We start from the raw sequence: 23,720 nt of genomic DNA on the forward strand, positions 1-23,720 counted from the left end.
TAGCCGTGGCGGAAATCCGAGGTGGAGCAATCCTTCCGCACCTGCTAGGAACGATAGTGACTATTTTGAGACGGTATTCATATGGACCTGATTGTTTCCACAGAGGCGCTCTCGGCATTTTGCGAGCGTGCAGCCCAGTTTGATTTCGTGACGGTGGACACCGAATTCCTGCGCGAAACCACCTATTGGCCCCGCCTCTGTCTCATTCAGGTGGCCACGGACGACGAAGCCGTGCTCATCGACCCCCTGGCCGATCACCTTGATCTGAAACCGTTCTTTGCGCTTCTGGCCAATCCATCGGTCACCAAGGTGTTTCATGCCGCAAGGCAAGACATTGAAATCTTTGTCAAACTGACCGGCGCCTTACCGCATAACATCTTCGATACGCAGATCGCAGCCAGCGTATGCGGCTTTGGAGATAGCGCGTCCTATGACAGCCTCGTGCGCGCCATCTGCAAGGTCGAGCTCGACAAATCCTCCCGCTTCACCGATTGGTCGGCGCGCCCGCTCTCGGAAAAGCAGCGCCTCTATGCGCTGGCCGACGTCACCTATCTCCGCGACATCTACCGCGAACTGCGCAAGCAGGTCGAACAGACTCGCCGCTGGGATTGGGTCGAAGACGAACTCACGGTCCTGCGCAGCATCGATACCTATGTCGTCCAGCCCGAAGAGGCCTGGGAACGGCTGAAGATGAAGATCAATCGTCCGCGCGACCTCGCCGCCCTCAAGGTTTTGGCCGAGTGGCGCGAGCGCAAGGCGCAGACGTCAGATCAGCCGCGCAGCCGGGTCTTCAAGGACGACGCCCTGTTCGATCTCGCCATGCAGCGTCCGTTGACGCCGGATGCCTTCGACAAGCTGCGCGCCGTCCCCCGCGGCTTTGGCCGCAGCTCCGCCGCCGCCGAGATCATCGAGCTCCTCAAGGGCGTCGAAGCGCTGCAAAAGGCCGACCTCCCCACCCTGCCCGAGCGCTATCGCGGCCCCTCGCCCAAGGGCGCGGTCGGCGATCTCATTCGCGTTCTGCTGAAATCGGTCGCCGAACAACACGGTGTCGCTGCCCGCATCCTTGCGACGTCGGACGACATCGATGCCCTCGTGCTCGATGACGAAGCCGACGTTCCCGCTCTCAAGGGCTGGCGCCGCAAACTGTTCGGCGAAAAGGCCTTGGCCATTAAGCACGGCCGCATCGGCCTCGCGGCGACACGAAAAGGCGTCATCGAGTTTGCCGTCAATCAGGCCGAGGCGGCTGAGTAGCCCAGGTGGCAAAGGGCTGGTCGCATGCTATATTTCCTGCATGCCGAATATTGCCCGCGATGAATTGCTGATCAGTCTAAGGCGATTGCGCCCCGATTTAGAGCGGGATGGCGTGATGCATATGAGCCTGTTTGGCTCAAGGGCGCGTGGCGACCATCGTCCAGACAGCGACATAGACCTGATGATCGAAGTAAACGACGATCAGCCGTTCTCGATGCTGAAGGTTGTAGGCATCGGCCACATCGTCGAAGACAGCATCGGCCTCCCCGCGAACATCTTCATGAAGCGAAGCTTGGACGACAAGTTCGTCAGGGAAGCCCAGCCGGACTTGGTCCGGATTTTCTGATGACCCGGCGCACAATCTATCGGCTGACCGACATCAGGGACTCGATTGCCAATATTCGCCGGTTGCTCGATGGAAAGACGTTCGAGCAGATGTATGCCGATCCCGACATTCGCGCCGCATTCGAACGATATCTGGAGATTGCGAGCGAAGCGTCTCGGCACATTCCGGACGACCTGAAAAGTAGCCATGGGCAAGGCGTCCCTTGGCGAAATGTTGCGGACCTGGGCAACGTTCTGAGGCACACCTACCACAAGAGCGACGCCAGGTCGCTGTGGGACATCTATACGACCGAACTCGATTCCCTAGACCATGCGGTCACCGCCATGATGACGGCCGTTTCGGATCCTGAGTAGCCCTCAGCCCACCTCAACCCGTGCATCGGCGTGCTCGGCAAAGCTGGCGAACTGACTCAGCCGGTTGCGTAGGTGCTCGCCATTGAGGAAGGTGTAGTCTTCCGGCAGTTGCAACACCAGCACATCGCCCTCCAGCCGGAAGCGAATGCGGGGCAATATGCCCGGCATGGCCGCAGTCATCGGATAGGCCACGCGGAACAGGGTGCCGATCAGCCGCCCCCGCTTGATCATCTCCGGGGAAGCCAGCGGGATCAGCGTATTGGCCGACTTTGTCTTGAGCCCGTCATAGCGCACGGCGATGGCATGGGCGAGCACGGCACGGCCGGGATGGTCGACGCCGGTCAATGAGCCATAGGCCACCGAATCGACGCTCTGCGGACCGCGATAATCGGGATGCGCGCGCCAGCCGATATCGGCCAGGAGGCACGCCACCTGCCGCAGCCGGCTTTCCTCCGCCGTTTCGACAGTACCGGTGGCCGCAAAATACTGGGCGGTAAACTCGACAAGATCAGAAGCATGGGCCGGAGAGCGCGAACGAAGCACCGAAAGCTCTTCAGCACCCTGAATCAGCGGATCAACCGCCTGTTCGGCTTCAGACAGGAGGCCATGGAGATAGCCTTCGCGCACACCCAGTGCCGAAAATACGACACTCTCGAACTTCCCGGCGCGCAGCACTTCAGCCAGTACCGCCGCACCGAACGGCACCAGCTCTCGGCGCGAATTGCTGGCGCTGTTCGAGCCCGGATAGGTTTTCAGCGACTCAGCCGCAATGATCTCTTCGCAGACTGCGATCATCTCCGAGGCCGGCACCACATAGTCCTGCACCATGTGCAGGGGATAGTCGCGCAGCTCGAGATGGAGTTTCGCAAGGGACCGCCAAGTGCCGCCGATGGCCGCGAACTGCCCACCTGGCTCAATGCCCGCCAGCAACGACTTCTTGAGCTTTTCGCGTACCAGCGCCGCGGCCTTCTTGGGCGACCCATCGGCATCGTCCTGCAGGCGAATAACGCCCAGTTCGTGTGACTGCCCATTGGCGTCACGGCCGTTGGTTATGATCGATAGCTCAAGGCTGCCGCCGCCGAGATCACCGACCACGCCGGCAAATCCCGGAATGCCGGCAACCACGCCAAGCGCCGCGAAATGTGCCTCTTCCTCCCCCGAAAGCACCCGCACCGGCGCTTCCATGATCGCTTCCACGGCCGAAACAAATTCGGTCCGGTTGGCTGCATCACGCACGGCAGAAGTCGCCAGCACATGCACCTTGCCGACACGCATCATCCGCGCCACCAGCGCAAAGCGCTTGATGGCGTCGAGTGCCTTTTCGACATTGGCGTCGGCCAGTCGCCCGCTCTGGGCAATGCCCCGGCCGAGCGCGCAGGCCGATTTCTCGTTGTAAAGCGGCGTCAGCGAGCGCGCATGGCGCTCGTAGACGACAAGGCGAACGGAGTTTGACCCGATATCAAGGACAGCGACCGGCTGGGCGCCCTTGAGACGGCCCTGGGCCGTAGGATCGGCGTCTACGCCCCAGAATTGTGTCAAACTCAGCCCTCGTCGTCTCCAATGCCGGCGCTGCCGCGTCCGGACAGCGAAGGATTGGTCATGAAATAGTCATGCGCGTTGAAGGGTTCCGCCCCTTCCGCAACGCGCAAGCGATGGGAACTGCCATCTGGCAAGACTTCCCAACTTTGCTGATTGTCCTTCAAATAGGCAACTAGCGTTCTGTCAAGAATCTGCTTGTGCACGGTTCTGTTGAGAATCGGCACCATGACCTCGACGCGCCCATCAAGATTGCGCCCCATCAGATCCGCCGAGGAAATATAGACCAGCGCCCGCTGCGAAGGCATGGTTTCGCCATTGCCGAAGCAATAGATGCGGCTGTGTTCAAGGAACCGTCCGACCACCGATTTGACCCGGATATTGTCCGAGAAGCCAGGAATGCCGGGCCGCAGGCAGCAGATGCCGCGAACGATGAGATCGACCTTCACCCCAGCCTGGCTAGCATCGTAGAGCGCATCAATCACCTGCGGATCGACGAGAGAATTCATCTTGAGCAGGATCGAGGCCGGCTGGCCGCTGCGCGCGAATTCGATTTCGCGGGCGATATTATTGACCAGTGTTTCACGCAGATTGACCGGCGAAACCGCGATGGTTTCGAGTTCGGTCGGCCGCGCATAGCCGGTGATGAAGTTGAACACGCGCGCTACGTCCCGCGTGATCGCGGGGTCGATCGTGAAATAGCTGAGATCGGTATAAATCTTGGCCGTGATCGGGTGATAATTGCCCGTGCCGATATGGCAATAACTGACGAGCTTGCCCTTCTCGCGCCGCACCACCTGGCTCAGCTTGGCGTGGGTCTTCAACTCGATGAACCCGAAAACCACCTGCGCACCGGCCCGTTCGAGGTCGCGCGCCCAGCGGATATTCGCCTCTTCATCGAAGCGAGCCTTAAGCTCGACAAGGCACGTCACCGACTTGCCCGCCTCGGCCGCCATCACCAGCGCCTTGACGATCGGGCTGTCCGACGAGGTGCGATAGAGCGTCTGCTTGATCGCCACCACATCGGGGTCGCGCGCCGCCTGCATCAGGAATTGCGCAACGACGTCAAAGCTCTCGAATGGATGATGGACCAGAATGTCCTTGGCCCGGATAGCGGCAAAATTGTCGCCGTTATAGTCGCGGATGCGCTCGGGAAAGCGTGCGATATAGGGCGGGAATTTCAGGTCCGGCCGCTCCACGTCGCAAATCTTGCGCGCGTCGGCGAGCCCGAGGAAGCCATTGACCTCGAACACGTCGGCATCCCTGATGCCCATCTGCTCGCCGATCTGGCGCTGCAGGGCGCGCGGCATCGACCGCTCGATTTCAAGCCGGATCACCTGGCCGCGACGACGCTGGCGCAGGGCGCTTTCGAACTCCACCACCAGATCGGCAGCTTCGTCGTCGATTTCGATTTCGCTATCGCGGATGATGCGGAACGCACCAGACCCCACGACCTCGTGGCCCGGAAACATCTTGTGGAAGAACAGCTTCACCAGCGTGTCGATGGTCACAACCTCGCTGCGACCCTCCGAAACCAGATCATTGGGCAGATTGATGAAACGATCGAGATTGCCCGGAATACGAACCAGCGCCGTCAGCGGCTGGTCGCTGTCAGGGCGCTTCAGCTCAAACGCCAGCGCCAGACCGAGATTGGGAATGAACGGGAACGGATGCGCCGGATCGACCGCGATCGGTGTGAGGACCGGGAAGATTTCCTCACGGAACAGCTTTTGCAGGTAAGCCACCTGCTCTTCGCTGAGATCGTTGGATTCGTGGATGACCACGTTTTGCGCAAACAGCTCTTCGCGCAGCGTTTCCCAATGGTCCTGCTGATCGCGCTGCAGATGCTGGGCCAGCGTCGCGATTTCTTCTAGCTGCTCGGCCGGCGTCAGCCCGTCGGCGCTCTGCTTGGTCAGGCCCGCGCGGATCTGCCCCTTCAGCCCCGCCACGCGCACCATGTAGAATTCGTCGAGATTGTTGGCCGAAATCGACACGAAGCGAAGGCGCTCGAGTAGCGGATGGGCCTCGTTTCCAGCCTCTTCCAACACGCGCATGTTGAACTGCAGCCAGCTCACCTCACGGTTGACGAACCGCGCCGGGCTGGTTCGCAACGCCTCGACATCCGGCCCAGCGCCTTCTGCCTCGGTGATCTCGCTCATGTCATTCATCGCTTAAAGGGTCCCAGTCCTGTTGGCTGCCACCGTCGCGCTCCGCCTCCCGGAGCGCCAGGGCCTCTGCTGCAATCGTTCGGGTAATGGCCGTGCCCCTGGCCAGGGCCAGCCGGTCCATGCGGTCTGCCAGTTCGCCCACTTCTTCGGGGCTGCGTTCCATGCGCGCCACGAGGTAATGGATGATTTTTGGATCAACCTTGATCTGACGATCGCCGAAAAGTTTGGCGAACATGTGTGACAGTTCTATGTCGTCGCTGATCTCAAGGCGGAAAGCCGGAGCCCGCCGCACCCGCGAGCGCACGTCGTCGGTGTGGAGCGGCCACTTGGCAATATCGTCACGCGCCGTCAGCAGCAGCGTCCGGTTGCCGCGCATGGCCTGGTTAAGCAGGTGGAAAAGACTCGGTTCGTCATAACCCAGCCGATCCACGTCCTCGACCACCAGCGGCCCGCGCCCATCCGCCTCGGCGATAGCCGTGATCGTCTCCGGCGTCACAATCACCGCATGGCTGCGATCGGCAAAAATCCGCGCCAGATGCGATTTCCCCGAAGCCGGTGGCCCGATCAGCAGCGTGACCGCATCCGGCCAATGCGGCCAGGCGCCGATGCGTCCATGGGCCAAGGCATTGCCCTCCCCCACCAGAAAATCGTCCGCGGCATGGGATGGTGTATGCTCGAACTCGAGCGGCAATTGCCGCAGCCTGTCGTTACGCAGTGGGGTTACCACCCTGGCCACCATGGGTTGATCCGAGATAGAGGCTGCTTCCCTTATACTTGCGAATGCCGTAGCGCACGAGCACCCCGCCGATCGCCGCGAGCGGCACCGCCAGCAACAGGCCGACAAAGCCGAACAGGGCGCCGAAGGCGAGCAGGGCAAACATCAGCCAGACCGGATTGATATTGATCGAGCTGCCGACGAGCTTGGGATAGAGCACATTGCCCTCGACGAACTGCCAGCCCATGAAAATGGCGAAGACCAGCGCGATCATCCACCAGTTCGGCCAGAACTGAACGGTGGCGATACCCATCGACAGCACGAAGCCGACGCCGAACCCCACATAGGGGATAAAGCTCAGGAGCCCGGCAATGAGCCCCACGGCGAGGCCGTAGTTGAGGCCGACGAGCGAGAGCGCACCGGCATAGAAGGCGGCATCGATGAGCAGCACACCGCCCTGCCCGCGGATAACGCCGGCCATGGAGCTGTCGATGTCGCGCAGGATGCCGAGAATTTCTGCCCGGTAGCGACGCGGCAGCAGGTCATGGAGACCCCGCACCATGCTGTCCCAATCGAGCAGCAGGTAGAAGGCGACAACAGGCGTAAAAATCGCAAAACCGATGACGCTGATCAGCGTCATGCCCGAAGCCAGGATTTCCTGGGTGACGACACCGGCAAAGCCGACCACTTGTCCCAGCATGTCCGAAACCGTCCGCTCGACCTGTGCCGCCCGTTCCGGCCCAAGCCATTCGTTCAGCTCCGGCGCCCATTTGCGCACCATGGCTTCGAGATCGGCCGCATAGCCCGGCAAGCGCTGCACCAGCCCCACGATCTGCTGCGCGACCATCGGAACCAGCATGACGAAGATGCCGACGATGATGGTGATCACGCTCAGGAGCACGACTGCGGTGGCCCAACTGCGGCTGAAATGCCAGCGCTGCAACTGGTTGACGAGCGGATTGAGCAGATAGGCCAGCGCCGCGCCGACCACGAAAGGCAGAAGAATGCCGCGGAAGATCCAGAGAGACAGGATCAGGAAGACGAAGAAGCCGATCCAGATCAGCACTTGATTTCTAAGGTTCATGGTGCCGGGCGGCCCTTGCGTCTGACTATCCAAGAAGCTATCAGGCCTTCAGGCGAAATAAGCAGAAAGCATCAATCACTTTCGGCTTACGAAACCGCCGCAAAAACAAAGACCTGGAGCATCGCGCGATTCGAACATCGCATGAAAAGCTCTAGCGGCCAGCACCGTTAAGTTCAACCAGACCGGGTCTCGGTAGCCAAAGCGTTCCCGATATCCCCAGCAATGGCTTTAGGCTCATGTCCGACGCGCAAAACCTGCCATCAAACGGCCTGTCATACAAGCAGGCGGGTGTCGATATCGATGCTGGCAATGCTCTGGTCGAGGCGATCAAGCCCGCCGTGCGCTCTACGCGCCGCCCCGGTGCCGATGGTGAAATCGGCGGTTTTGGCGGCCTTTTCGACCTCAAGGCCGCTGGCTTCAAAGATCCGGTTCTCGTCGCCGCCAATGACGGCGTCGGTACCAAACTCAAGATCGCCATCGATACCGGCAGGCACGACACGATCGGCCAGGACCTTGTCGCCATGTGCGTCAACGACCTCATCGTTCAGGGCGCCGAGCCACTATTCTTCCTCGATTATTTCGCCACCGGTAAGCTCGACGTTGCCCAGGGCACTGCCATTGTCGAAGGCATTGCCCATGGCTGCCGCCTCGCCGGCTGCGCGCTGATTGGCGGCGAAACCGCCGAAATGCCGGGCATGTATCACGGCAATGATTATGACCTGGCCGGCTTCGCCGTCGGCGCCGCCGAGCGCGATGCCCTTCTGCCGCGCAAGGATATTGCCGCCGGCGACACGCTCGTCGCCATCGCCTCCTCCGGGGTCCATTCCAATGGCTATTCGCTCGTACGAAAAATCGTCGAGCTCTCCGGTCTCGCCTGGACTGCCGATGCCCCCTTCGAGACTGGCAAGACCCTCGCCGAAGCACTCCTCGAACCCACCCGCATCTACGTAAAACCGCTCCTTAGCGCCCTCAAGGCCGGCATCGGCATCAAGGCCCTTGCCCACATCACCGGCGGCGGCTTCATCGACAATATTCCGCGCGTCCTCCCCGATGACCTCGCGGCCGACGTCGATCTCGGCGCCGTCACCGTGCCCGCCGTCTTCGGCTGGCTTTCCAAGGTCGGCGGCATGAGCGAGCGCGAAATGCTGCGTACCTTCAATTGCGGCGTCGGCATGCTCGTCGCCGTCACCCCGGAAGATGCCGAAAAGCTGGTCGAAAGCCTCACCGCGTCGGGCGAAACTGCGGCCATAGTCGGCCAGTTGACCCCGCGCACCGGCGAACCCGTCACCTTCCGCGGAAAGCTCGCCCTGTGAGCCGCAAAAAGGTCGGCGTCCTCATTTCCGGCCGCGGCTCCAACATGTCCGCGCTCATTGAAGCCACCAAGGCTCGCGACTATCCCGCTGAGATCGTCGGCGTTCTCTCCAACAAGGCGGCCGCGCCGGGTCTGCTCACGGCCCAGGAGCATGGCATCGCCACGGCATCCCTGGCCCAGAGCAAGTTCCCCAGCCGGGAAATGTTCGAAGACACGATGACCCAGATACTCGAAAGCTGGGAGGTCGACTATGTCTGCCTCGCCGGTTTCATGCGCATTCTGGGCGAAGATTTCGTGCTGCGCTGGCAGGGCCGGATGGTCAACATCCACCCCTCCCTCCTGCCCCTCTACAAAGGCCTCGACACCCATGCTCGCGTCCTCGCCGCCGGCGATGCCGAACACGGCTGCACGGTCCATTTCGTCACCCCCGGCCTCGATGAAGGTCCCGCCATTCTCCAGGCCCGCGTGCCGGTCCTCCCGGGCGATACGCCCGAGACACTGACTGCCCGCGTGCTGGTCGAAGAGCACAAGATCTATCCCCGGGCCCTGGCGATGCTCGCCCGCGGCGAAGTCTCGCTTTAAGCCGCGGCCGTGGCCCGGCCCTCGCGCCGCAGCACGACAATCTGTACGATCAGCCCGACGACGAAGGCCAGCAGCAGCGCGCCATGAGACCCCAGCACAATGGGCGAACTCACGCTCGATGCCAGCGGTGCCCCATCCGGCACCCGCGTTAGCGTTTCCGTGATCGTCGGCAACAATAGCAGCAAGACGCTGAAACTGAGGCTGATGGTTTCGATATAGCGCCGCAGGCGACCCAAAAAGGTCACGTGGTGAACGCCATAGCCCACGGCGATCAAGATGAGCGTCAGGCCGCCAATGGCATAGCTTACCGGCTGCTTGGCCACCAGAAACGCCGTGGTGCCACCCAAAACCATCGAGGCAAAATAGATCGCGCCCGGAATAGACCGCGGCACGATGCGCCCATGCCGCACCAGCATATAGATGGCCATGGCGAGCGCCGGCAGGCTGCCAAGCGTATGAACCCAACCAATGGGAGAAATACCGAACATTTTTGGTCCTCATATCGAGAGGCGCACCACGCGCCGTTATATATCTACTAGTTGGTAGGCAATGCCGCCAAATATCGGCGCACGCCCCCGAACCTTACCTGACAAAGCGCTCTACAAGCGGCCCAACGATCATTTCGAATACTGCGGCATCGCCATGGGCACGGCTCGAAAGCATGGCGCCATGCACAGTTGCCACAAAGACTTCCGCTTCGATCTGAGGCTCATGCACCATCTGCAGGCCTCCCTGCTCGATGCCTTGCCGGAACACACTCGCGACCCACGCAGCCAGCGCCCGAAAGTGCGCCCGCACCTCTGCCGCCACTTCTGCAGGCAAGGCCGGCATCTGGCTCGCCAGCAAGGCGCAAACACAGAACGGCTCCGAGCCCGAGGCAATGCAGTTCTGCCAATAGCCCGTATAGGCCCGCAGTCTTTCTGCCGGGTCGGCAATAGCCTGATCCAACTGTCGGAGCCCTTCTACGGCTTCCCGGCGATACTGCTCCACCAGAACCCGAACCAATTGCGCCTTGGTCGGAAAGTGGTGGTGGATGCTGGCCTTGCGGATGCCAACCACGTTGGAAATATCCGCATAGCTGAAGCCGTCATATCCGCCCGACAAAATGAGCGGTCGCGTGCGGCGAATGATTTCTTCGGCAGTGCTGGAAAGATCGGTCATGTCATTTACCTACCTTCTAGTAGGTTGCCCGTCAATCGGCAATCTCATCGGGCCAAGGTTCGAACTGCAGTTCCGGCCAAAGCTGCAGCGCACGTGCCCCTTTGCCCTCATGCGTAGCCCGGTTGGGTAATGCCGGGTTAGGCGTCAGCCGAAACGAGAACATATCGTCGAGCCCGAAGGGCGCGAAGATGGCGATCTTCCCGTCCTCTATCCGCGCCGCAACCGCATGTGTCCTGGTGGCAAAATAGCGCAACATGTCTGCGCTGCAGCTAAGTTCGGGATAGGCTAGGCCGAATTTTTCCGGAAACCAGAGGTGCACCCGCGCTTGGTTTCGCACCTCGACCGGAATTGGGCTATCTGCGAAATAGGCCCACGCCCGGCGAATGACCCTGTCTTCAGCCTCATAGCTTCGGTCGCTGGCGTCGAAATAGACGACATCGGCATCCTTGATGCCCCGATGCCTCTCGCGGCCTGTGAGCACATTCCAGACCGTATTGTAGATCGCCCCCGAGCCGAGCAACGGGTCGGGCAGCTCGACTTCCTCCATGCCCCTCAGGAGCGCCATCAACACCGGATCATCGGCGATGATGTCGATCAGCACCTGGCGCTGTACATCGGCATCGAGTCCGGAATATTTCAGATGCGTCATCGCCGCTGCTTCTCCATGTCCTCGAAAAGCCCACCAGACGCCGCTGACACACATTGTCAGCAGACGGGGTCCTAATGCCCGCAGGCAAAACGAACGCATCAATGCAATTGATGGACCCATCGTCAAAATCGGTTCGACGCGACTCCTTTTGCCCGCTAACCTCAGCACAAAAGGAGAACACCTGTGCCGCTACGCTATTGGTTGCTGATCATCTTGCTCGGTGCGGTCTGGGGCAGCTCCTTCCTTTTCAATGCCATTCTTATTCGCGAGATCAGCCCGCTCTGGGTCTCTGCCGGTCGGGTCACGCTCGGCGCGGCAATCTGCTGGGTCTATTTCTTCGCCACACGCAAAACCCTGCCCAAGGACGGCAGGATTTATTGGCAATTGCTGGTTCTGGGCATTCTCAACTATGCCATCCCCTTCTCGCTCTTTCCCTTTGCCGAGCACACCGTCGCCAGCAGCATTGTCGGCGTCATCAATGGCCTGACGCCGATGAGCACGGTCATCGTCTCGCAGCTCTGGCCGGGCGGCGAAAAAGCGACCTGGAACAAGATCGCCGGCGTCATCGTCGGGTTCCTCGGTGCCGTCATTCTCGCCCTGCCCTCGCTTGGTGCCGGCGCCTCCGCCCAGGTCATCGGCCTCCTCGCCGCGCTCCTCGCCACCATCTGCTACGCGGTGACCCTCAACTATGCCCGGCGCTTCAAGGCCATCGAGCCAGCAGTCGTCGCGACCTGTTCGTTGACCGGCGCCGCCCTGGTGTCGCTGCCGGTAGCGCTGCTCTTTTCGGGTCTGCCCATCATCACCCGACTCGAAACCTGGGGCGCCCTCTTTGCCATCGCGACCTTCTCGACCAGCTTCAGCTTCCTGCTGGTCTATTGGCTGCTGCCTCGCGTCGGTCCTACCAATCTCTCGCTCAACACCTACATCACGCCGATCTCGGCGATTCTCCTCGGCGTGCTGATCCTTCACGAGCGCTTCGAGCCCGTGCACATCGCCGGTATCGTGGTGATCTTCATCGGTCTGATCTTCATGGATGGCCGTCTGGTACAGCGTTGGCGACCGACACAGGCCAAGTCGGCAAGCTGACTCGGAACCCTCCTTGAAGCCTCACGTTGGCTTCAAGGAGGTGTGCAATGCCCGAACCCAAACCCGATATCGATCCGCGGCCGATCCCCGAAATCATCCCGCAACCCGAACCATCGCCCCCGCAGCCCGTCGAGCCCTATCCGCCAGACCCGGAGGAACTTCCTCCGCCTGATCAGCCGGACGAAGATCCCATGCCATCGCCGCCACCCGGGCCGGGGAACGAACCGCGCATGCTCTAGCGGTCAATCGTGATGGTGGTCTATCTTGCTGAGAAACCAGGTTAGCGCGGCGATCACCACGGCAACCGCTGCGCCGAGGTAGGCGATGTCGGCGCCCGACTGCCAGGTGAGCGCCCGTCCGAGGAAGTAGACTGCGAGCACCGTAATGGTCACGCCAACCAGCTTTGATTTGAGATCGTCCAGCGTCTCGATTTTCAACCAGCGCGGCAGTTGCAGGTCCTGATGGAAATAGAGTTGGTAAAGACCCAACGACACCACCTGAACCACCGTCGCGAGCAGGAAGAGGTCCACGATCTCGATGGCGTGCAACAGGACTTCATCCCGCGTCGCCTCATGTTCCGGAAAAACCAGATTGCGCGCGAACCGCCAGGTATCGACAAAGCCATAGATCATCAGCGCCAATGAGGCGATCATGGTCGCGACGACAGGCAGCAAGGTCACCGCCCGAACGATAAAACCGCCCGGCAGGCGCAGTTGCGGTTGTGGCTTGGATTCCTCAGCCATCGTAACCTTCCACGACCACGAAATCGACCACGGCAGCATTCTCGCGCATTGCAACGCCGCCCTGATACTCGACGGAATCGTACGCTTTCAATGCGGCTTCATAGGTCGGAAATTCGACGACAACGGTGCGTTGCCGCGCCGTACCTTCGGGAATGGCGTGGCGTCCCCCGCGTACGAGAAACCGCCCGTCGTGCTCAGCCAGAAAAGGGCCGACGAAAGCCTGATAAATCTTGAACTGTTCGGGATCGATCACATCGACCCGAACCACCCAATAGCCTTTCGCCATGCCCCCTCCAGATTGGTTTATTCGATGCCGAGCTTCTTCTTCATGAGGTCGTTCAGCGCCTGCGGGTTTGCCTTACCACCCGAAGCCTTCATGGCCTGACCGACGAACCAGCCGATCATGGTCGGCTTGGCCAGGACCTTGGCCACCTGGTCCGGGTTCGCCGCGATGATGTCATCCACGATCTTCTCGATCGCGCCGAGGTCGGTGACCTGCTTGAGGCCACGACGCTCAACGATCTCGGCCGGATCACCCTCGGGTTCCTCGGCGATGAGAATCTGCAGCACGTCCTTGCCGCCCTTGGACGAAATCGTGCCGCCGGCGATCAGATCGACGACACCGGCAATCTGGGCCGGCTGCAGGTGCGTTTCCCAAACGGCGAGGCCCTGGCTATTGGCAAAGGCCGCAACGTCGCCGTTGAGGATGTTCGCAACAGCCTTGCCATCACGCTTGGCGCCGCCGAAGGCAACGCAGGACTCGTAGAAATCAGCGGTTTCCCGATCAAGCGTCAGCACCATCGCGTCATAGGCGGTCACGCCATAGTCAGCAATGAAACGGGCCTGCTTCTCATCGGGAAGTTCCGGCAGATGCTCGCCGAGTTCAGCGATGAAGGCATCGTCGAATTCAAGCGGCAGCAAGTCCGGATCGGGAAAATAGCGATAGTCATGCGCTTCTTCCTTCGAGCGCATCGACCGCGTTTCGCCATTCTTGGGGTCGAACAGACGCGTTTCCTGGTCGATCGTACCGCCGTCTTCCAGGATATCGATCTGGCGACGCGCTTCATATTCGATCGCCTGGCCGGCAAAGCGGATGGAATTGACGTTCTTGATTTCGCAACGCGTGCCGAATTCACCGCCCGGGCGACGCACCGACACGTTCACGTCAGCACGCATGGAGCCCTGCTCCATATTGCCATCGCATGTGCCGAGATAGCGCAGGATGGTCCGCAGCTTGGCGAGGTAAACCTTTGCCTCTTCTGCCGAGCGGAGATCGGGCTTGGACACGATTTCCATCAGCGCCACGCCGGACCGGTTGAGGTCGACAAAGCTCATGTTCGGATGCTGGTCGTGGATCGACTTGCCGGCGTCCTGCTCGAGGTGCAGGCGCTCGATACCAATCTCGATCTGCTCGCCATCGACATCGAGCAGAACCTTGCCCTCGCCGACGATCGGGTCCTTGAACTGGGAAATCTGGTAGCCCTGCGGCAAGTCCGGATAGAAATAGTTCTTCCGGTCGAACACCGAGCGCTTGTTGATCTTGGCCTTGAGGCCAAGGCCCGTGCGCACAGCCTGGCGCACGCATTCCTCGTTGATCGTCGGCAGCATGCCCGGCATGGCCGCATCCACGAAGCTCACATTGGCATTAGGCGGATTGCCGAAGGCCGTCGAAGAGCCGGAGAACAGCTTGCTCTCGCTCGTGACTTGCGCGTGCACTTCCATGCCGATGATCACTTCCCAATCACCGGTCGAACCGGAAATCAGGCGCTTCTTGTCAGGGGTGCGGGTGTCGACGAGGGTCATGCGTTACCGGTCCTACTCCGCCGCCGGGAGCATTTTCCGGAAGCGTATCTTTTCCAAATCATAGTTCAGGCTGGCGGTGAATTTCATACCGCGCCAAATGGGCTCGTAGCCCTGTCGCGAATAGAAGCGCACCGCGCCGGCATTGCCGGCATAGGTTTCGAGCTCAGAATGGCTGAAACCTGCTATGGCGATAGCCTCTTCCAGAGCTGCAAGCAAGGCCGCTCCGACGCCTTTGCCCTGTGCCTCGGGGGCAACCCAAAGATCTGAAATAACCTGATCAGAAAATTCGCGCGCGCCCCAGCCCAAAAGTTGGTCGTCGTTCGCAGCAAGAAGGATGGCTTCCGGATTCTTGGCACAGAATTGAACGAATTCACCACGGAGCAGATCAGCGTCCGTCCGGCCGGCGTCGTTAGCCCCAAAGGCGCTCATCCGCCACGCCTCGAATCCAATCTCCCCCAGCCGCAGGGCTTCCGCCGCGACCGCCTTACGCACGATCACTCGATCTGTCCCTCATAAGGATTAAGTACTTTTTCGAGGTGCACGCTTGCAAAGGGATCATGCCCGCTTCGCGGTTCTCCGCGCAGCGCCAGGATGTGATAGCCCTGCCGCTCGTAGAACCGTACCGCCCGTACATTGTCGGCCGGCGTCTCCAGATGGACCTTGCTGGCGCCTTGCAGCTCGAGAATCGTTTCCATGCGATTGAGCAGGCTCGCGCCAATGCCATGCCCCTGCATGTCGGGCATCACGAAGAGATAGGGAATGTAGCTCCGCCGCGATGACCGGCAGCACCAGCCCACGACAATGTCGTCGATGGTGGCGACAATGGTGTTCTGCCAGTTCATCGCCGAAGCCTGCGAGAGCCGGGCGCGCTCGCTTTCGCGCTGTCCTGGCCGTTCATCAAGCAATGGCCGAATGCCGGTGTCCCAGGCGGCGAAGGCAATGTCGGCCATGCGAGGGGCGTCGGATATTTCGGCCTTCCGAATTTCGATCACCGCCACACCTGACTCCCGCTACGCTTCAGTTACGCTTGACTCACCGCGCCCGACGACGAGCGGCGATGATGCCCTTTTCGTAGTTCACGTTCCAGTCGATCAGGGTCCGCCACAAGAGTTCGGCCTGGTCTTCGTCCAGTTCAAGGTCGCCGCTGCGCGTCCGCACCTTGGAAATGACCGCTTCGATGCGCTGGGGATCATAGGCCTCGTGCGGATCGGTCTTGATCTCGGCCATTCTTGTCACATAGCGGTGACGCTCGGCAAGCAGGGTCAACAGCGCTTGGTCGATACGGTCGATCTCGGCCCGCACATCTTCCTTGCTTTCACATTCGGCGGGCAGTTTGGCGGCTGCGGTCACGGTCTATCCTCAAGTCATGCGTCTGTTGCTGGTTTGCACCGCCATGGCCACGATTTCAACCGCTGCGTTCTCAGATTCTGGACGCCACGTCGGAGCGGGGTTAAACAATGCCGCATGTCTAGTCAGTTTGAGATTGCCTAAGACCCCGTCCAATCGCGACGGGGCAGAATGAACCGACCAGCCGCCGAGCGTGATGCCGGCGGATGGTTTTGTTTGTTCGCGGCTATGCCAATGGCACGCCGCTCCTAGACAGCTAAAGAAATGAACGTTTCCCGACAAGAACGCCGAGTTCTCGGCGTGCTGGCCCTTGGCGGTCGGATTTGCCTCATTCGTGATGACGAGGGCAAAACCATCGATATCGAATGCTACACCCGAGAAGGCTGGGTGATGACCGACTGTACCTTGGACATGTTCAAGAGCATGCGCTCCAAGAAAGTCATCTCATCGGTGCGAGGCGGTCCATATCGCATAACGAAACACGGCCTCGAAACCCTGCGCGTCTAAGGCAGCAGGTCAGAAAGCAAAGGGCCACGGGACGGTTATCCTGTGGCCCTAATAAAGACGCTTTCGCTCAGTGCTTGGTCACTTCGCTCAGCGCGGCAGCAATATGCTCCCATTCAGCACTAACGCTCGCCGTTGCCCGACGCTTGCCGGAGCGGCGATACCAATAATCAGCATTGCCCATATCGGCCTCGATCCAGTGCATCAGCGCATGCACCCAGTCGAAGGCCTGCACGCCTTCCATCGCCTGGACGATGTTGTGCGCCTTTTCCCATTCGGGACCCATGCGCAATTCGCCCTTCTTCAGCCACCACAGCGCCTGCAGCGGCTTGCTCATGTCCTTGGGCGGCTCGGACCAGTCGAGCGTCGTGAAAATATCAACGGCCATCGGCGAAATTCCTGTTGGCCCGGACGCTGCCACAGGGCGCGTCACAACCAGTTTCAACTTGTGCATTGGGCGCAAATAGTGCGGAACGGCGGCGCAATCAAGCGCCGCCATTGCATGGCGCCCCTCCGGCTTACCACCAACGCGTGGGCGAAAAGTCGGTGCCGGTGCTCTTTTCGATCACGCGCGCCGCCGCAAAGAGCGTCTCTTCGTCGAACGGCTTGCCGATCAACTGCAGCCCCAGCGGCAGGCCCTTGCCGTCCTTGCCCGCCGGCACGGCAATGCCCGGCAGGCCCGCCATGTTCACGGTCACGGTGAAGACGTCATTGAGATACATGGCCACCGGATCAGCCGCCAAAGCCTCGTCGCCGATGGCGAAAGCAGCCGACGGCGTCGCCGGCGTAAGAACCGCGTCGACGCCGGCATTGAAAGCGTCCTCGAAGTCTTTCTTGATCAGCGTGCGGACCTTCTGGGCCTTGACGTAATAGGCGTCAAAGTAGCCAGCCGAGAGCACATAGGTGCCGATCATGATGCGGCGCTTCACTTCGCGCCCAAAACCGGCAGCGCGGGTGAGTTCATAGAGATCGGTGATGTCCTTGCCCGAAACGCGCAGGCCATACTTCACGCCGTCATAGCGCGCGAGGTTGGACGAAGCTTCTGCCGGTGCCACAATGTAGTAGGCCGGCAAGGCATACTTGGTGTGCGGCAGCGAAATATCCTTCACCGTCGCGCCTTCGGCCTTGAGCCATTCTAGGCCCTGATTCCACAGCGCCTCGATTTCGGCCGGCATCCCGTCCATGCGGTACTCGCGCGGCACGCCGATGGTGAGGCCCTTCACGCCACGCTCAACGGCAGCAGCAAAATCCGGAACAGCCAGATCGACGCTGGTCGAGTCCTTGGCGTCAAAACCCGACATGGACTGCAGCATCAGCGCCGCATCTTCCACGGTGCGGGCAATCGGACCGGCCTGATCGAGCGAAGAGGCGAAAGCCACCGTGCCCCAGCGCGAGCAACGGCCATAGGTCGGCTTGATGCCCACGGTGCCGGTAAACGCGGCCGGCTGGCGGATCGAACCACCGGTATCGGTCGCAGTCGCACCGGCGCAGAGCCATGCGGCAACGGCCGAGGCCGAACCACCCGAAGAGCCGCCCGGCACGAGATTGGCATTGCTGCCTTCGGCGCGGAACGGGTTGATCACCGAGCCGTAATAGCTCGTCTCGTTGGACGAACCCATGGCGAATTCGTCCATGTTCAGCTTGCCCAGCATCACGGCGCCATCGCGCCAGAGATTGGCCGTCACGGTCGATTCGTATTCGGGCTTAAAACCATCGAGAATATGGCTCGCCGCCTGAGTGTGCACGCCCTTGGTCGCGAAGAGGTCCTTCACGCCCAGCGGAATGCCTTCCAGCAGGCCGGCTTCGCCCTTGGCCAGTTTCGCGTCGCTGGCCTTGGCCATGTCGCGCGCCTGGTCCGGCGTCGTCGCCACATAGGCATTGAGCTTGTCATTGGCAGCGTCGATGGCACCGATATAGGCCTCGGTCAGCTCGAGAGCCGAAAAGCTCTTATCCTTGAGGCCCTGGCGGGCATCGGCGAGGCTCAGCTTGGTCAGTTCAGTCAACGATCATCTCTCAAAATCCCACGGCCGAATTCGCGTCGGATGGTGGCCAGTACATCACCGAAGGTCTCTCGGATGTTGCCCTTTGAAAACCTTATCTGTTGGACTCCGTCAAGGTTTGAAAACAATTCGACGCCGTCTTCCACGAGAGCAATTGCGCGAGCAAAGCCGAGTCTCCCCTGAAACAACCCTATTTCGTGGACAACGTTTTGTCGGGCTCGCCCCTCTCGCGTCTCACTTGCATCCTCCGCGGTCATAACCAAGAGAGCAAATGAAGTATTATCCACCATCTCCCCCAGAATATCACGAATGGAATGCCCAGCTCTGGCGCCCGTTTCGTATGCAACCACATCAAAATGATGCTGATCGGACAGATGATCCTTCAAATCGCGCCACTGCGGACTACGACCATGCCCAACAAATATAGAAAAATTTTCCGCATAGCCAATAATCTTTTCGGCCCTGCTTTCCCAAGCGTCAAATTTGCTAAGTACGCGCTCTATGATCCACCGACGAGATGCTTGAACGCCGACCTCCGAAGTGCCACCATCGAGGCTCAAGCTGACCTCTAGAGATATCTTCTCGATGGCACCATCAATTGTCCCCTTGAACTCTCGAGAATAGACCGCCTTTTGGGAGCACTTATTATAATCCGCAAAGAATTCATCTTCATCGTCGTGATGCCACGACTCTTCTTTATTATATATTCGATAATATTCGTAGCTAGTAATTATCTGTTCGTTCGATTCAAACAAAGAATTAACTAGATCGGAAGCTTCGCGTATGGCAGCAATGGGAAACTTAATGCCGTAGAATAGTTTATCTCTTTTCACCAAGAGGCCCCATTGATTTGGCCGCAGAATTACTTCGATCGAGCTGTTTACGACAACGATCAAGAGAACCTTCCGATAAACTATCGGCAAGGCTCAGCTTGGTCAGTTCAGTCAACGGCAATCTCGCTCAGATTGTCGCAGCGCGTATAAATGGTTGTGCCCGTGGGCACTATGGCGTCGGCCGATTCCGCGTCTTCGGGCTTAAAATTCATAGCCCACATGATATCCGCGGATGACGCCACTTGTATCTCGGTTTCCGAATACGGCGTTACGGCCAGAGTGTCAGGATAAATTTCGCCCGGAAGCTCGCAGATCGCATCAATGAACAGATGCGTCGAGCCTTTCCGGCTTTTGACGTCGAAGAAGTTGCAGTGAAACTCCATCGACTGGATGCCCTTGGAGAAATCCAGGGCCAGGAAGTCAAGGTCCATGAAAGCGTCGATGCCCTTGTCCTCGATCACGCCGCACGCCTTGGCGTCGCTGACATAGATCTTGGTCTGGTCGATCTTCAGGTCTTCCTGCGCAAAGGCAGGCGCCGTCAGGGCAAGCAGGGAAACAAGGGCAAAACGGATCATGCGGCTTTCTCCTCGTCGAGTCGCAACTCGAAGAAAGCCGACCACTCGCTATCGGGATAGTCGAGGAACGGCCCACGCGCCACGAATCCGTAACGCTCATAGAGCCGATGGGCCTCGAGCATGCCGTCGCCGGTGCCTGTTTCCAGCATCACGACCGGCATCCGCCGCTCGCGCGCCAGCTCGACGATCCGCTCCAGCAACTGCCGGCCGACGCGCTGCCCACGCACTTCCGGCACGGTGTACATGCGCTTGACTTCGCCCAGCTCCGGCCCATGCGCCTTGAGCGCCCCCATACCCACCGCGGCGCCGCTCTCATCCCGCGCCACGAACAGCGTCGTGTCGCTATCGGCCATCTGTTCCACAGTCATCTTGAACTGGAATTCCAGTGGCGAGAGCGGCAGCAGATGGTCGTTGAGGCGCGCGACTAGGCCGCGTACATCGTCCTGAAGCGGTGTTTCCACGGCGATGGTGACCGCCATTTTTACTCGACCACCTTCGGCACCATGAAGAAATTGTCTTCGGTAAGCGGCGCATTCTTCACGATCTTCTCGGGATAGCCGCCATCGGTCACGACATCATCGCGGCGACGCAGCTGCATCGGGGTCACCGAGGTCATCGGCTCGACGCCATCGACATTCACTTCACCGAGCTGTTCGACGAAACCGAGAATGGCATTGAGTTCGGTCTGATAGCCGGCGACTTCCTCTTCCTCGATACGGATACGGGCAAGGCGCCCGATGCGCTTCACGGTGGTGGCGTCGACAGACATGGCAAACTCCAGCGAATAAGGCCTTCTTTGCCGCTTCATTAGCAATGCAGGCACCCAAAAGACAATGAAAATGCCTTATGGCAGGGATCAGACTTCCACAGCCAATCCACGCTCAAGCGCAATCAGCCCCGTCCCATCGAGCCGATCCCGCAGCGCACCAAAGGCCGCATCCACCTCCGACTCGGCCCCAGCCAGCGCAATCAACCGCGGCGCAGCCCGCTCCAGCAGCTCGCCACCGCGCTCCGCCAGCCCCTCGCCAATCAGCACGACCACCGCCTGTCCCAACCAGCGCCCAGTCGTACCAAAATCCTCCCGCGCCAACACCAGCGGCGCCTCCCCATCGGCATCGATCACCAGCGCCCCCTGCCCCAGCCCAACCACCTCCGGCTGACGCATAGCCTCATCCACCTCCAGCATCCGCAACGGCGCCCGGGGCTTCCAATCCCGCTTCGCGCCACTCACCGCCTCGGCAAACGCCACAACCAGATCAGCCCCGCTCACCAGCTCCGCCCGATCCACCCCCGGCAGAGCCCCCTCACCCTCGACAACCACAATCGCCCCCGCCGCATGAATGCGAAACGTGTCGTCTCCGAACCAGGTGAGTTTCATAGTTTCTGATCACTATCCGCTGTGTCGTTGCCGCTCCATCAAGTGGCGCGTTGCCAAAGCCACCGTACGGGGAATTGGTCGGTTCTTTCGATAGTCAGCAACAAGCCTTCGGGCAATGCCCAAGCGCACGGCCATACCATCCAGGCTCATGTGGAGGCTTTCCATGGCAGATCGGAACTCGTCGTTTGTCAGTTCAGCGGGCTCGGCAAGCTCGTATAGCCACGTCGCAGCTAATTCAGTACCGTCGGACCAGACCACTGCGTCGCCATATTCATCCTTGGTAGCGGTCGCGAACAACTCGTCATTTGATCGCAATTCGACAAACAGTCGGTGGCTAAGCAAGGCAGGCATCACGTCGACGTCGTGTACCTCGCCAGACTGCCAAGCGACCCGTAGCGAACGCCCGTTGAGCGCCTCAACACGCTCGATGCGAGGCAGAGGAACGCCCGTGCCCACGATGTCATTGCTAACCATTGAGTTCATTCCAAAGAGCCCACAGTTCAGTGCTATGTTCCATCGCCCAGGCCTTGGCCATCTCGTATGTCTGCCTAGGTAAATTCCCTGATATTATTTCGAACGTCTCAAGGGAGATCATTGCGGCAAAGTCAGGTGTGCCGACATGGAAATGGGGCGGATTATGATCTTTGCCGTACATGGTGATCTTCGCATTGCCGAAACGATAGATCGTTGGCATTCTCTGCCCCCAAAATAGTGCACCTCACGCACTACGACAATATCCCAGTCGGAAATCTATGTATGTCCGCAGAATTACCTACGTGTTTTAGAAACTACGTACGCGCTTTAGTTAGTGCTTTCTCTTGTATTGTTCTCTTTTTGTTCCGTCAAGCCGAGTTTAAAAATGTCTGACGAATTGGCAGCCATCCCGCCAACGGGAAAAATCCTCGGCCTCGACCTCGGCACCAAAACCATCGGCGTCGCGGTGTCGGACGGTATGCGCTATTCGGCGAGCCCGCTCGAAACCATCAAGCGCACCAAGTTTACCCAGGACGCGGAGCGCATCATCCAGCTCGTCGCCGAAAACAATGCCGTGGCCCTCATCCTCGGCCTGCCGCTCAACATGGACGGCACCGAAGGCCCGCGCGTCCAATCGACCCGCGCCTTTGCGCGCAATCTCAGCCAAAAACTCGACCTGCCAATCGCCTTCTGGGACGAGCGCCTCTCCACCTCCGCCGTGACCCGCATGATGATCGAAGCCGATCTACGCCGCGATCGTCGCGCCGAAGTCGTCGACAAGCTCGCCGCCAGCTACATCCTGCAGGGCGCCCTCGATCGCCTACGCCGCTAGGCGTCGCACCGTCACCGGCGCCTCACCAAACAGTTTTCGGAACGCCCGTGAAAACGCCGCCTCGGACTGGTAACCGCTGGCTTTCGCAATGCGCGACACCGGCTCCCCTGTATCGACCAGTTTCAGCCGCGCCAGATGCAGCCGCCATTGGGCGAGATAGGTCATCGCCGGCTGCCCCACGAGGTCGGTGAACCGCGCCGCAAACCCCGAGCGCGACATGCCCGCCTCTTTCGCCAGGCCAGCCAGCGTCCACTCCGCCTCCGGCCGCCGATGAATCAGTGCCAGCGCCCGACCAATCTGCGGATCGCGCAGCGCGGCCAGCCATCCCTGCCGCGCTTCGGGCGCCGTATCGAGCCATTCGCGAACAGCCTGGATCACCAGAATGTCCGCTAGGCGGGTCATCACCGTTTCCCCGCCCGGCCGCAGCGACGTCGCCTCGCGCGCAATCAGCCCCAGCGTGCTCTGCACCCAGGCATCCAGCGCCTCGTCCCAGGCATGGATCAGAATTTTTCGCGGCAAGAGATCAAGCAGCCGCTTCCCCGCCACATGGTCAAACTGCACCACGCCGGCCATGGCCCGCACCAGCTCGCCACCACCGCCCAGCGTCATGATCTCATAGCGCTCGCTGATCTTCTCCACCGGCAGATCAAACAGCGGCACACTCGCGACGCCCGATCCGCTCAGCAGTCGAAACTCCTGCCCATGCGGCAACACCAGCATGCTCCCGGCCTTGAGCACAATCTCCTCGCCATCCACCTCGGCAACACCCTGCCCCTCGGTGACGATGACGAACATCATCGACTCGATGAGCCGCGGCATATCCATGCCCCAGGGCGCCGTCATGGTCGCCCGGCAATAAAGCGTCCCGGTGAGACGCAACATATGCAGCACCTCGCCCAGTGGATCGGAAAGCGGCACAGGCTGAAAGCAATCCATGGCAACACCGTCGGTTTGGACGATCTGCAAAATAGTGCGGACTTCACGTGAT

32 protein-coding genes are annotated in these 23,720 nt (G+C 60.3%); 9 read left to right on the plus strand and 23 right to left on the minus strand.

The genetic code is table 11. The annotated features are described in order from the left end of the window. Positions 1–81: 81 nt before the first annotated feature. Genes rnd through J7557_RS04565 form a run of 3 tightly spaced genes read left to right on the plus strand, consistent with a single transcriptional unit; the run spans position 82 to position 1,950 of the window. Positions 82–1,251, plus strand: a complete 1,170-nt coding sequence (rnd, locus tag J7557_RS04555) for a ribonuclease D (protein WP_291417759.1) — start codon at positions 82–84, stop codon at positions 1,249–1,251. A gap of 40 nt (positions 1,252–1,291) precedes the next feature. After that, positions 1,292–1,597 (plus strand): nucleotidyltransferase family protein, encoded by a 306-nt coding sequence (locus J7557_RS04560; protein ID WP_291417761.1) that lies wholly within the window; start codon positions 1,292–1,294, stop codon positions 1,595–1,597. Continuing rightward, complete coding sequence (locus J7557_RS04565) at positions 1,597–1,950, plus strand: HepT-like ribonuclease domain-containing protein (RefSeq protein WP_291417763.1); 354 nt, start codon at positions 1,597–1,599, stop codon at positions 1,948–1,950. Before J7557_RS04560 ends, J7557_RS04565 begins: the two co-directional genes overlap by 1 nt. Positions 1,951–1,953: 3 nt before the next feature. On the opposite strand, the gene J7557_RS04570 is transcribed toward J7557_RS04565, so the two are convergent. From J7557_RS04570 to J7557_RS04585, 4 genes are read right to left on the minus strand one after another with little or no spacing between them, the layout of a single operon-like run. Then, a complete protein-coding gene (locus tag J7557_RS04570; RefSeq protein ID WP_291417764.1) occupies positions 1,954–3,489 on the minus strand; it encodes a Ppx/GppA phosphatase family protein in 1,536 nt (511 codons plus the stop codon). Positions 3,490–3,491: 2 nt separating this feature from the next. After that, positions 3,492–5,654 carry an RNA degradosome polyphosphate kinase gene (locus J7557_RS04575; protein ID WP_291417766.1) on the minus strand — a complete coding sequence of 721 codons (2,163 nt, stop codon included), beginning with the start codon at positions 5,652–5,654 and terminating at the stop codon, positions 3,492–3,494. Next, positions 5,647–6,381 (minus strand): hypothetical protein, encoded by a 735-nt coding sequence (locus J7557_RS04580; RefSeq protein ID WP_291417768.1) that lies wholly within the window; start codon positions 6,379–6,381, stop codon positions 5,647–5,649. The genes J7557_RS04575 and J7557_RS04580 overlap by 8 nt, the downstream gene beginning before the upstream one ends. Next, the gene (locus J7557_RS04585; RefSeq protein ID WP_291417770.1) at positions 6,362–7,453 is read right to left on the minus strand and encodes an AI-2E family transporter; all 1,092 of its coding nucleotides are present in this window, start codon (positions 7,451–7,453) and stop codon (positions 6,362–6,364) included. Before J7557_RS04585 ends, J7557_RS04580 begins: the two co-directional genes overlap by 20 nt. A gap of 236 nt (positions 7,454–7,689) precedes the next feature. Here J7557_RS04585 and purM point away from each other — a divergent pair, with 236 nt between their 5' ends. Then, entirely contained in the window at positions 7,690–8,766 is a 1,077-nt protein-coding gene (gene purM, locus J7557_RS04590) for a phosphoribosylformylglycinamidine cyclo-ligase (RefSeq protein WP_291417772.1), read from the plus strand. Then, positions 8,763–9,347 (plus strand): phosphoribosylglycinamide formyltransferase, encoded by a 585-nt coding sequence (purN, locus tag J7557_RS04595; protein WP_291417774.1) that lies wholly within the window; start codon positions 8,763–8,765, stop codon positions 9,345–9,347. The genes purM and purN overlap by 4 nt, the downstream gene beginning before the upstream one ends. Here purN and J7557_RS04600 read toward each other — a convergent pair. The 3 genes from J7557_RS04600 to J7557_RS04610 form a co-directional block, all read right to left on the minus strand. Next, positions 9,344–9,835 (minus strand): hypothetical protein, encoded by a 492-nt coding sequence (locus J7557_RS04600; RefSeq protein WP_291417776.1) that lies wholly within the window; start codon positions 9,833–9,835, stop codon positions 9,344–9,346. The two genes, purN and J7557_RS04600, sit on opposite strands and share 4 nt — an antisense overlap. A gap of 94 nt (positions 9,836–9,929) precedes the next feature. Then, positions 9,930–10,508: a TetR/AcrR family transcriptional regulator gene (locus J7557_RS04605; protein ID WP_291417778.1), complete on the minus strand. Its 579-nt coding sequence runs from the start codon at positions 10,506–10,508 to the stop codon at positions 9,930–9,932. 31 nt (positions 10,509–10,539) lie between these two features. Beyond that, positions 10,540–11,157, minus strand: coding sequence for a nucleotidyltransferase family protein (locus tag J7557_RS04610; protein ID WP_291417779.1), 618 nt, complete (start codon positions 11,155–11,157; stop codon positions 10,540–10,542). A gap of 183 nt (positions 11,158–11,340) precedes the next feature. Here J7557_RS04610 and J7557_RS04615 point away from each other — a divergent pair, with 183 nt between their 5' ends. Both J7557_RS04615 and J7557_RS04620 read left to right on the plus strand, forming a co-directional pair. Beyond that, a complete protein-coding gene (locus J7557_RS04615) occupies positions 11,341–12,243 on the plus strand; it encodes a DMT family transporter (RefSeq protein ID WP_291417781.1) in 903 nt (300 codons plus the stop codon). Between the two features lie 47 nt (positions 12,244–12,290). Then, positions 12,291–12,482, plus strand: a complete 192-nt coding sequence (locus tag J7557_RS04620) for a hypothetical protein (RefSeq protein WP_291417783.1) — start codon at positions 12,291–12,293, stop codon at positions 12,480–12,482. 3 nt (positions 12,483–12,485) lie between these two features. Here the strand turns inward: J7557_RS04620 and J7557_RS04625 are convergent, their stop codons facing one another. From J7557_RS04625 to J7557_RS04650, 6 genes are read right to left on the minus strand one after another with little or no spacing between them, the layout of a single operon-like run. Next, positions 12,486–12,986: a YqhA family protein gene (locus J7557_RS04625; RefSeq protein ID WP_291417785.1), complete on the minus strand. Its 501-nt coding sequence runs from the start codon at positions 12,984–12,986 to the stop codon at positions 12,486–12,488. Next, a complete protein-coding gene (locus J7557_RS04630) occupies positions 12,979–13,272 on the minus strand; it encodes a DUF1330 domain-containing protein (RefSeq protein ID WP_291417787.1) in 294 nt (97 codons plus the stop codon). Before J7557_RS04630 ends, J7557_RS04625 begins: the two co-directional genes overlap by 8 nt. A gap of 17 nt (positions 13,273–13,289) precedes the next feature. Then, positions 13,290–14,789, minus strand: coding sequence for an Asp-tRNA(Asn)/Glu-tRNA(Gln) amidotransferase subunit GatB (gene gatB, locus J7557_RS04635; protein ID WP_291417789.1), 1,500 nt, complete (start codon positions 14,787–14,789; stop codon positions 13,290–13,292). A gap of 12 nt (positions 14,790–14,801) precedes the next feature. Continuing rightward, a complete protein-coding gene (locus tag J7557_RS04640; protein ID WP_291417791.1) occupies positions 14,802–15,287 on the minus strand; it encodes a GNAT family N-acetyltransferase in 486 nt (161 codons plus the stop codon). Continuing rightward, positions 15,284–15,787 (minus strand): GNAT family N-acetyltransferase, encoded by a 504-nt coding sequence (locus J7557_RS04645; protein WP_291417793.1) that lies wholly within the window; start codon positions 15,785–15,787, stop codon positions 15,284–15,286. Before J7557_RS04645 ends, J7557_RS04640 begins: the two co-directional genes overlap by 4 nt. A gap of 34 nt (positions 15,788–15,821) precedes the next feature. Next, positions 15,822–16,139: a chorismate mutase gene (locus J7557_RS04650; RefSeq protein ID WP_291417795.1), complete on the minus strand. Its 318-nt coding sequence runs from the start codon at positions 16,137–16,139 to the stop codon at positions 15,822–15,824. Positions 16,140–16,400: 261 nt separating this feature from the next. Here J7557_RS04650 and J7557_RS04655 point away from each other — a divergent pair, with 261 nt between their 5' ends. Further along, the gene (locus J7557_RS04655; protein ID WP_291417797.1) at positions 16,401–16,643 is read left to right on the plus strand and encodes a YjhX family toxin; all 243 of its coding nucleotides are present in this window, start codon (positions 16,401–16,403) and stop codon (positions 16,641–16,643) included. A gap of 67 nt (positions 16,644–16,710) precedes the next feature. Here J7557_RS04655 and J7557_RS04660 read toward each other — a convergent pair whose 3' ends face one another. The 9 genes from J7557_RS04660 to J7557_RS04700 all read right to left on the minus strand — a co-directional run bounded on the left by J7557_RS04660 (position 16,711) and on the right by J7557_RS04700 (position 22,120). Beyond that, positions 16,711–17,028, minus strand: coding sequence for a hypothetical protein (locus J7557_RS04660; protein WP_291417799.1), 318 nt, complete (start codon positions 17,026–17,028; stop codon positions 16,711–16,713). A 130-nt stretch (positions 17,029–17,158) separates the two neighbouring features. Further along, the gene (gatA, locus tag J7557_RS04665) at positions 17,159–18,643 is read right to left on the minus strand and encodes an Asp-tRNA(Asn)/Glu-tRNA(Gln) amidotransferase subunit GatA (RefSeq protein ID WP_291417801.1); all 1,485 of its coding nucleotides are present in this window, start codon (positions 18,641–18,643) and stop codon (positions 17,159–17,161) included. Beyond that, positions 18,640–19,536 carry a nucleotide-binding protein gene (locus tag J7557_RS04670; protein ID WP_291417803.1) on the minus strand — a complete coding sequence of 299 codons (897 nt, stop codon included), beginning with the start codon at positions 19,534–19,536 and terminating at the stop codon, positions 18,640–18,642. Before J7557_RS04670 ends, gatA begins: the two co-directional genes overlap by 4 nt. A 44-nt stretch (positions 19,537–19,580) precedes the next feature. Beyond that, entirely contained in the window at positions 19,581–20,048 is a 468-nt protein-coding gene (locus J7557_RS04675) for a hypothetical protein (RefSeq protein ID WP_291417805.1), read from the minus strand. Further along, positions 20,045–20,527 (minus strand): GNAT family N-acetyltransferase, encoded by a 483-nt coding sequence (locus J7557_RS04680; RefSeq protein ID WP_291417807.1) that lies wholly within the window; start codon positions 20,525–20,527, stop codon positions 20,045–20,047. Before J7557_RS04680 ends, J7557_RS04675 begins: the two co-directional genes overlap by 4 nt. Before the next feature lie 2 nt (positions 20,528–20,529). Then, complete coding sequence (gene gatC / locus J7557_RS04685) at positions 20,530–20,817, minus strand: Asp-tRNA(Asn)/Glu-tRNA(Gln) amidotransferase subunit GatC (RefSeq protein ID WP_291417809.1); 288 nt, start codon at positions 20,815–20,817, stop codon at positions 20,530–20,532. 87 nt (positions 20,818–20,904) lie between these two features. Then, on the minus strand, positions 20,905–21,426 hold the full coding sequence (locus J7557_RS04690) for a hypothetical protein (protein WP_291417811.1): 522 nt from the start codon (positions 21,424–21,426) through the stop codon (positions 20,905–20,907). 12 nt (positions 21,427–21,438) lie between these two features. Continuing rightward, positions 21,439–21,900: a DUF2442 domain-containing protein gene (locus J7557_RS04695; protein ID WP_291417813.1), complete on the minus strand. Its 462-nt coding sequence runs from the start codon at positions 21,898–21,900 to the stop codon at positions 21,439–21,441. Beyond that, entirely contained in the window at positions 21,893–22,120 is a 228-nt protein-coding gene (locus J7557_RS04700; RefSeq protein WP_291417814.1) for a DUF4160 domain-containing protein, read from the minus strand. Before J7557_RS04700 ends, J7557_RS04695 begins: the two co-directional genes overlap by 8 nt. Positions 22,121–22,285: 165 nt before the next feature. Here J7557_RS04700 and ruvX point away from each other — a divergent pair, with 165 nt between their 5' ends. Continuing rightward, positions 22,286–22,732 (plus strand): Holliday junction resolvase RuvX, encoded by a 447-nt coding sequence (gene ruvX, locus J7557_RS04705; RefSeq protein ID WP_291417816.1) that lies wholly within the window; start codon positions 22,286–22,288, stop codon positions 22,730–22,732. Here the strand turns inward: ruvX and J7557_RS04710 are convergent. After that, positions 22,721–23,698, minus strand: a complete 978-nt coding sequence (locus J7557_RS04710; protein ID WP_291417818.1) for an AraC family transcriptional regulator — start codon at positions 23,696–23,698, stop codon at positions 22,721–22,723. The two genes, ruvX and J7557_RS04710, sit on opposite strands and share 12 nt — an antisense overlap. Between the last annotated feature and the right edge of the window lie 22 nt (positions 23,699–23,720).

It is taken from the genome of Devosia sp. (assembly GCF_017744655.1).
In the GTDB taxonomy this organism is placed as follows: domain Bacteria; phylum Pseudomonadota; class Alphaproteobacteria; order Rhizobiales; family Devosiaceae; genus Devosia.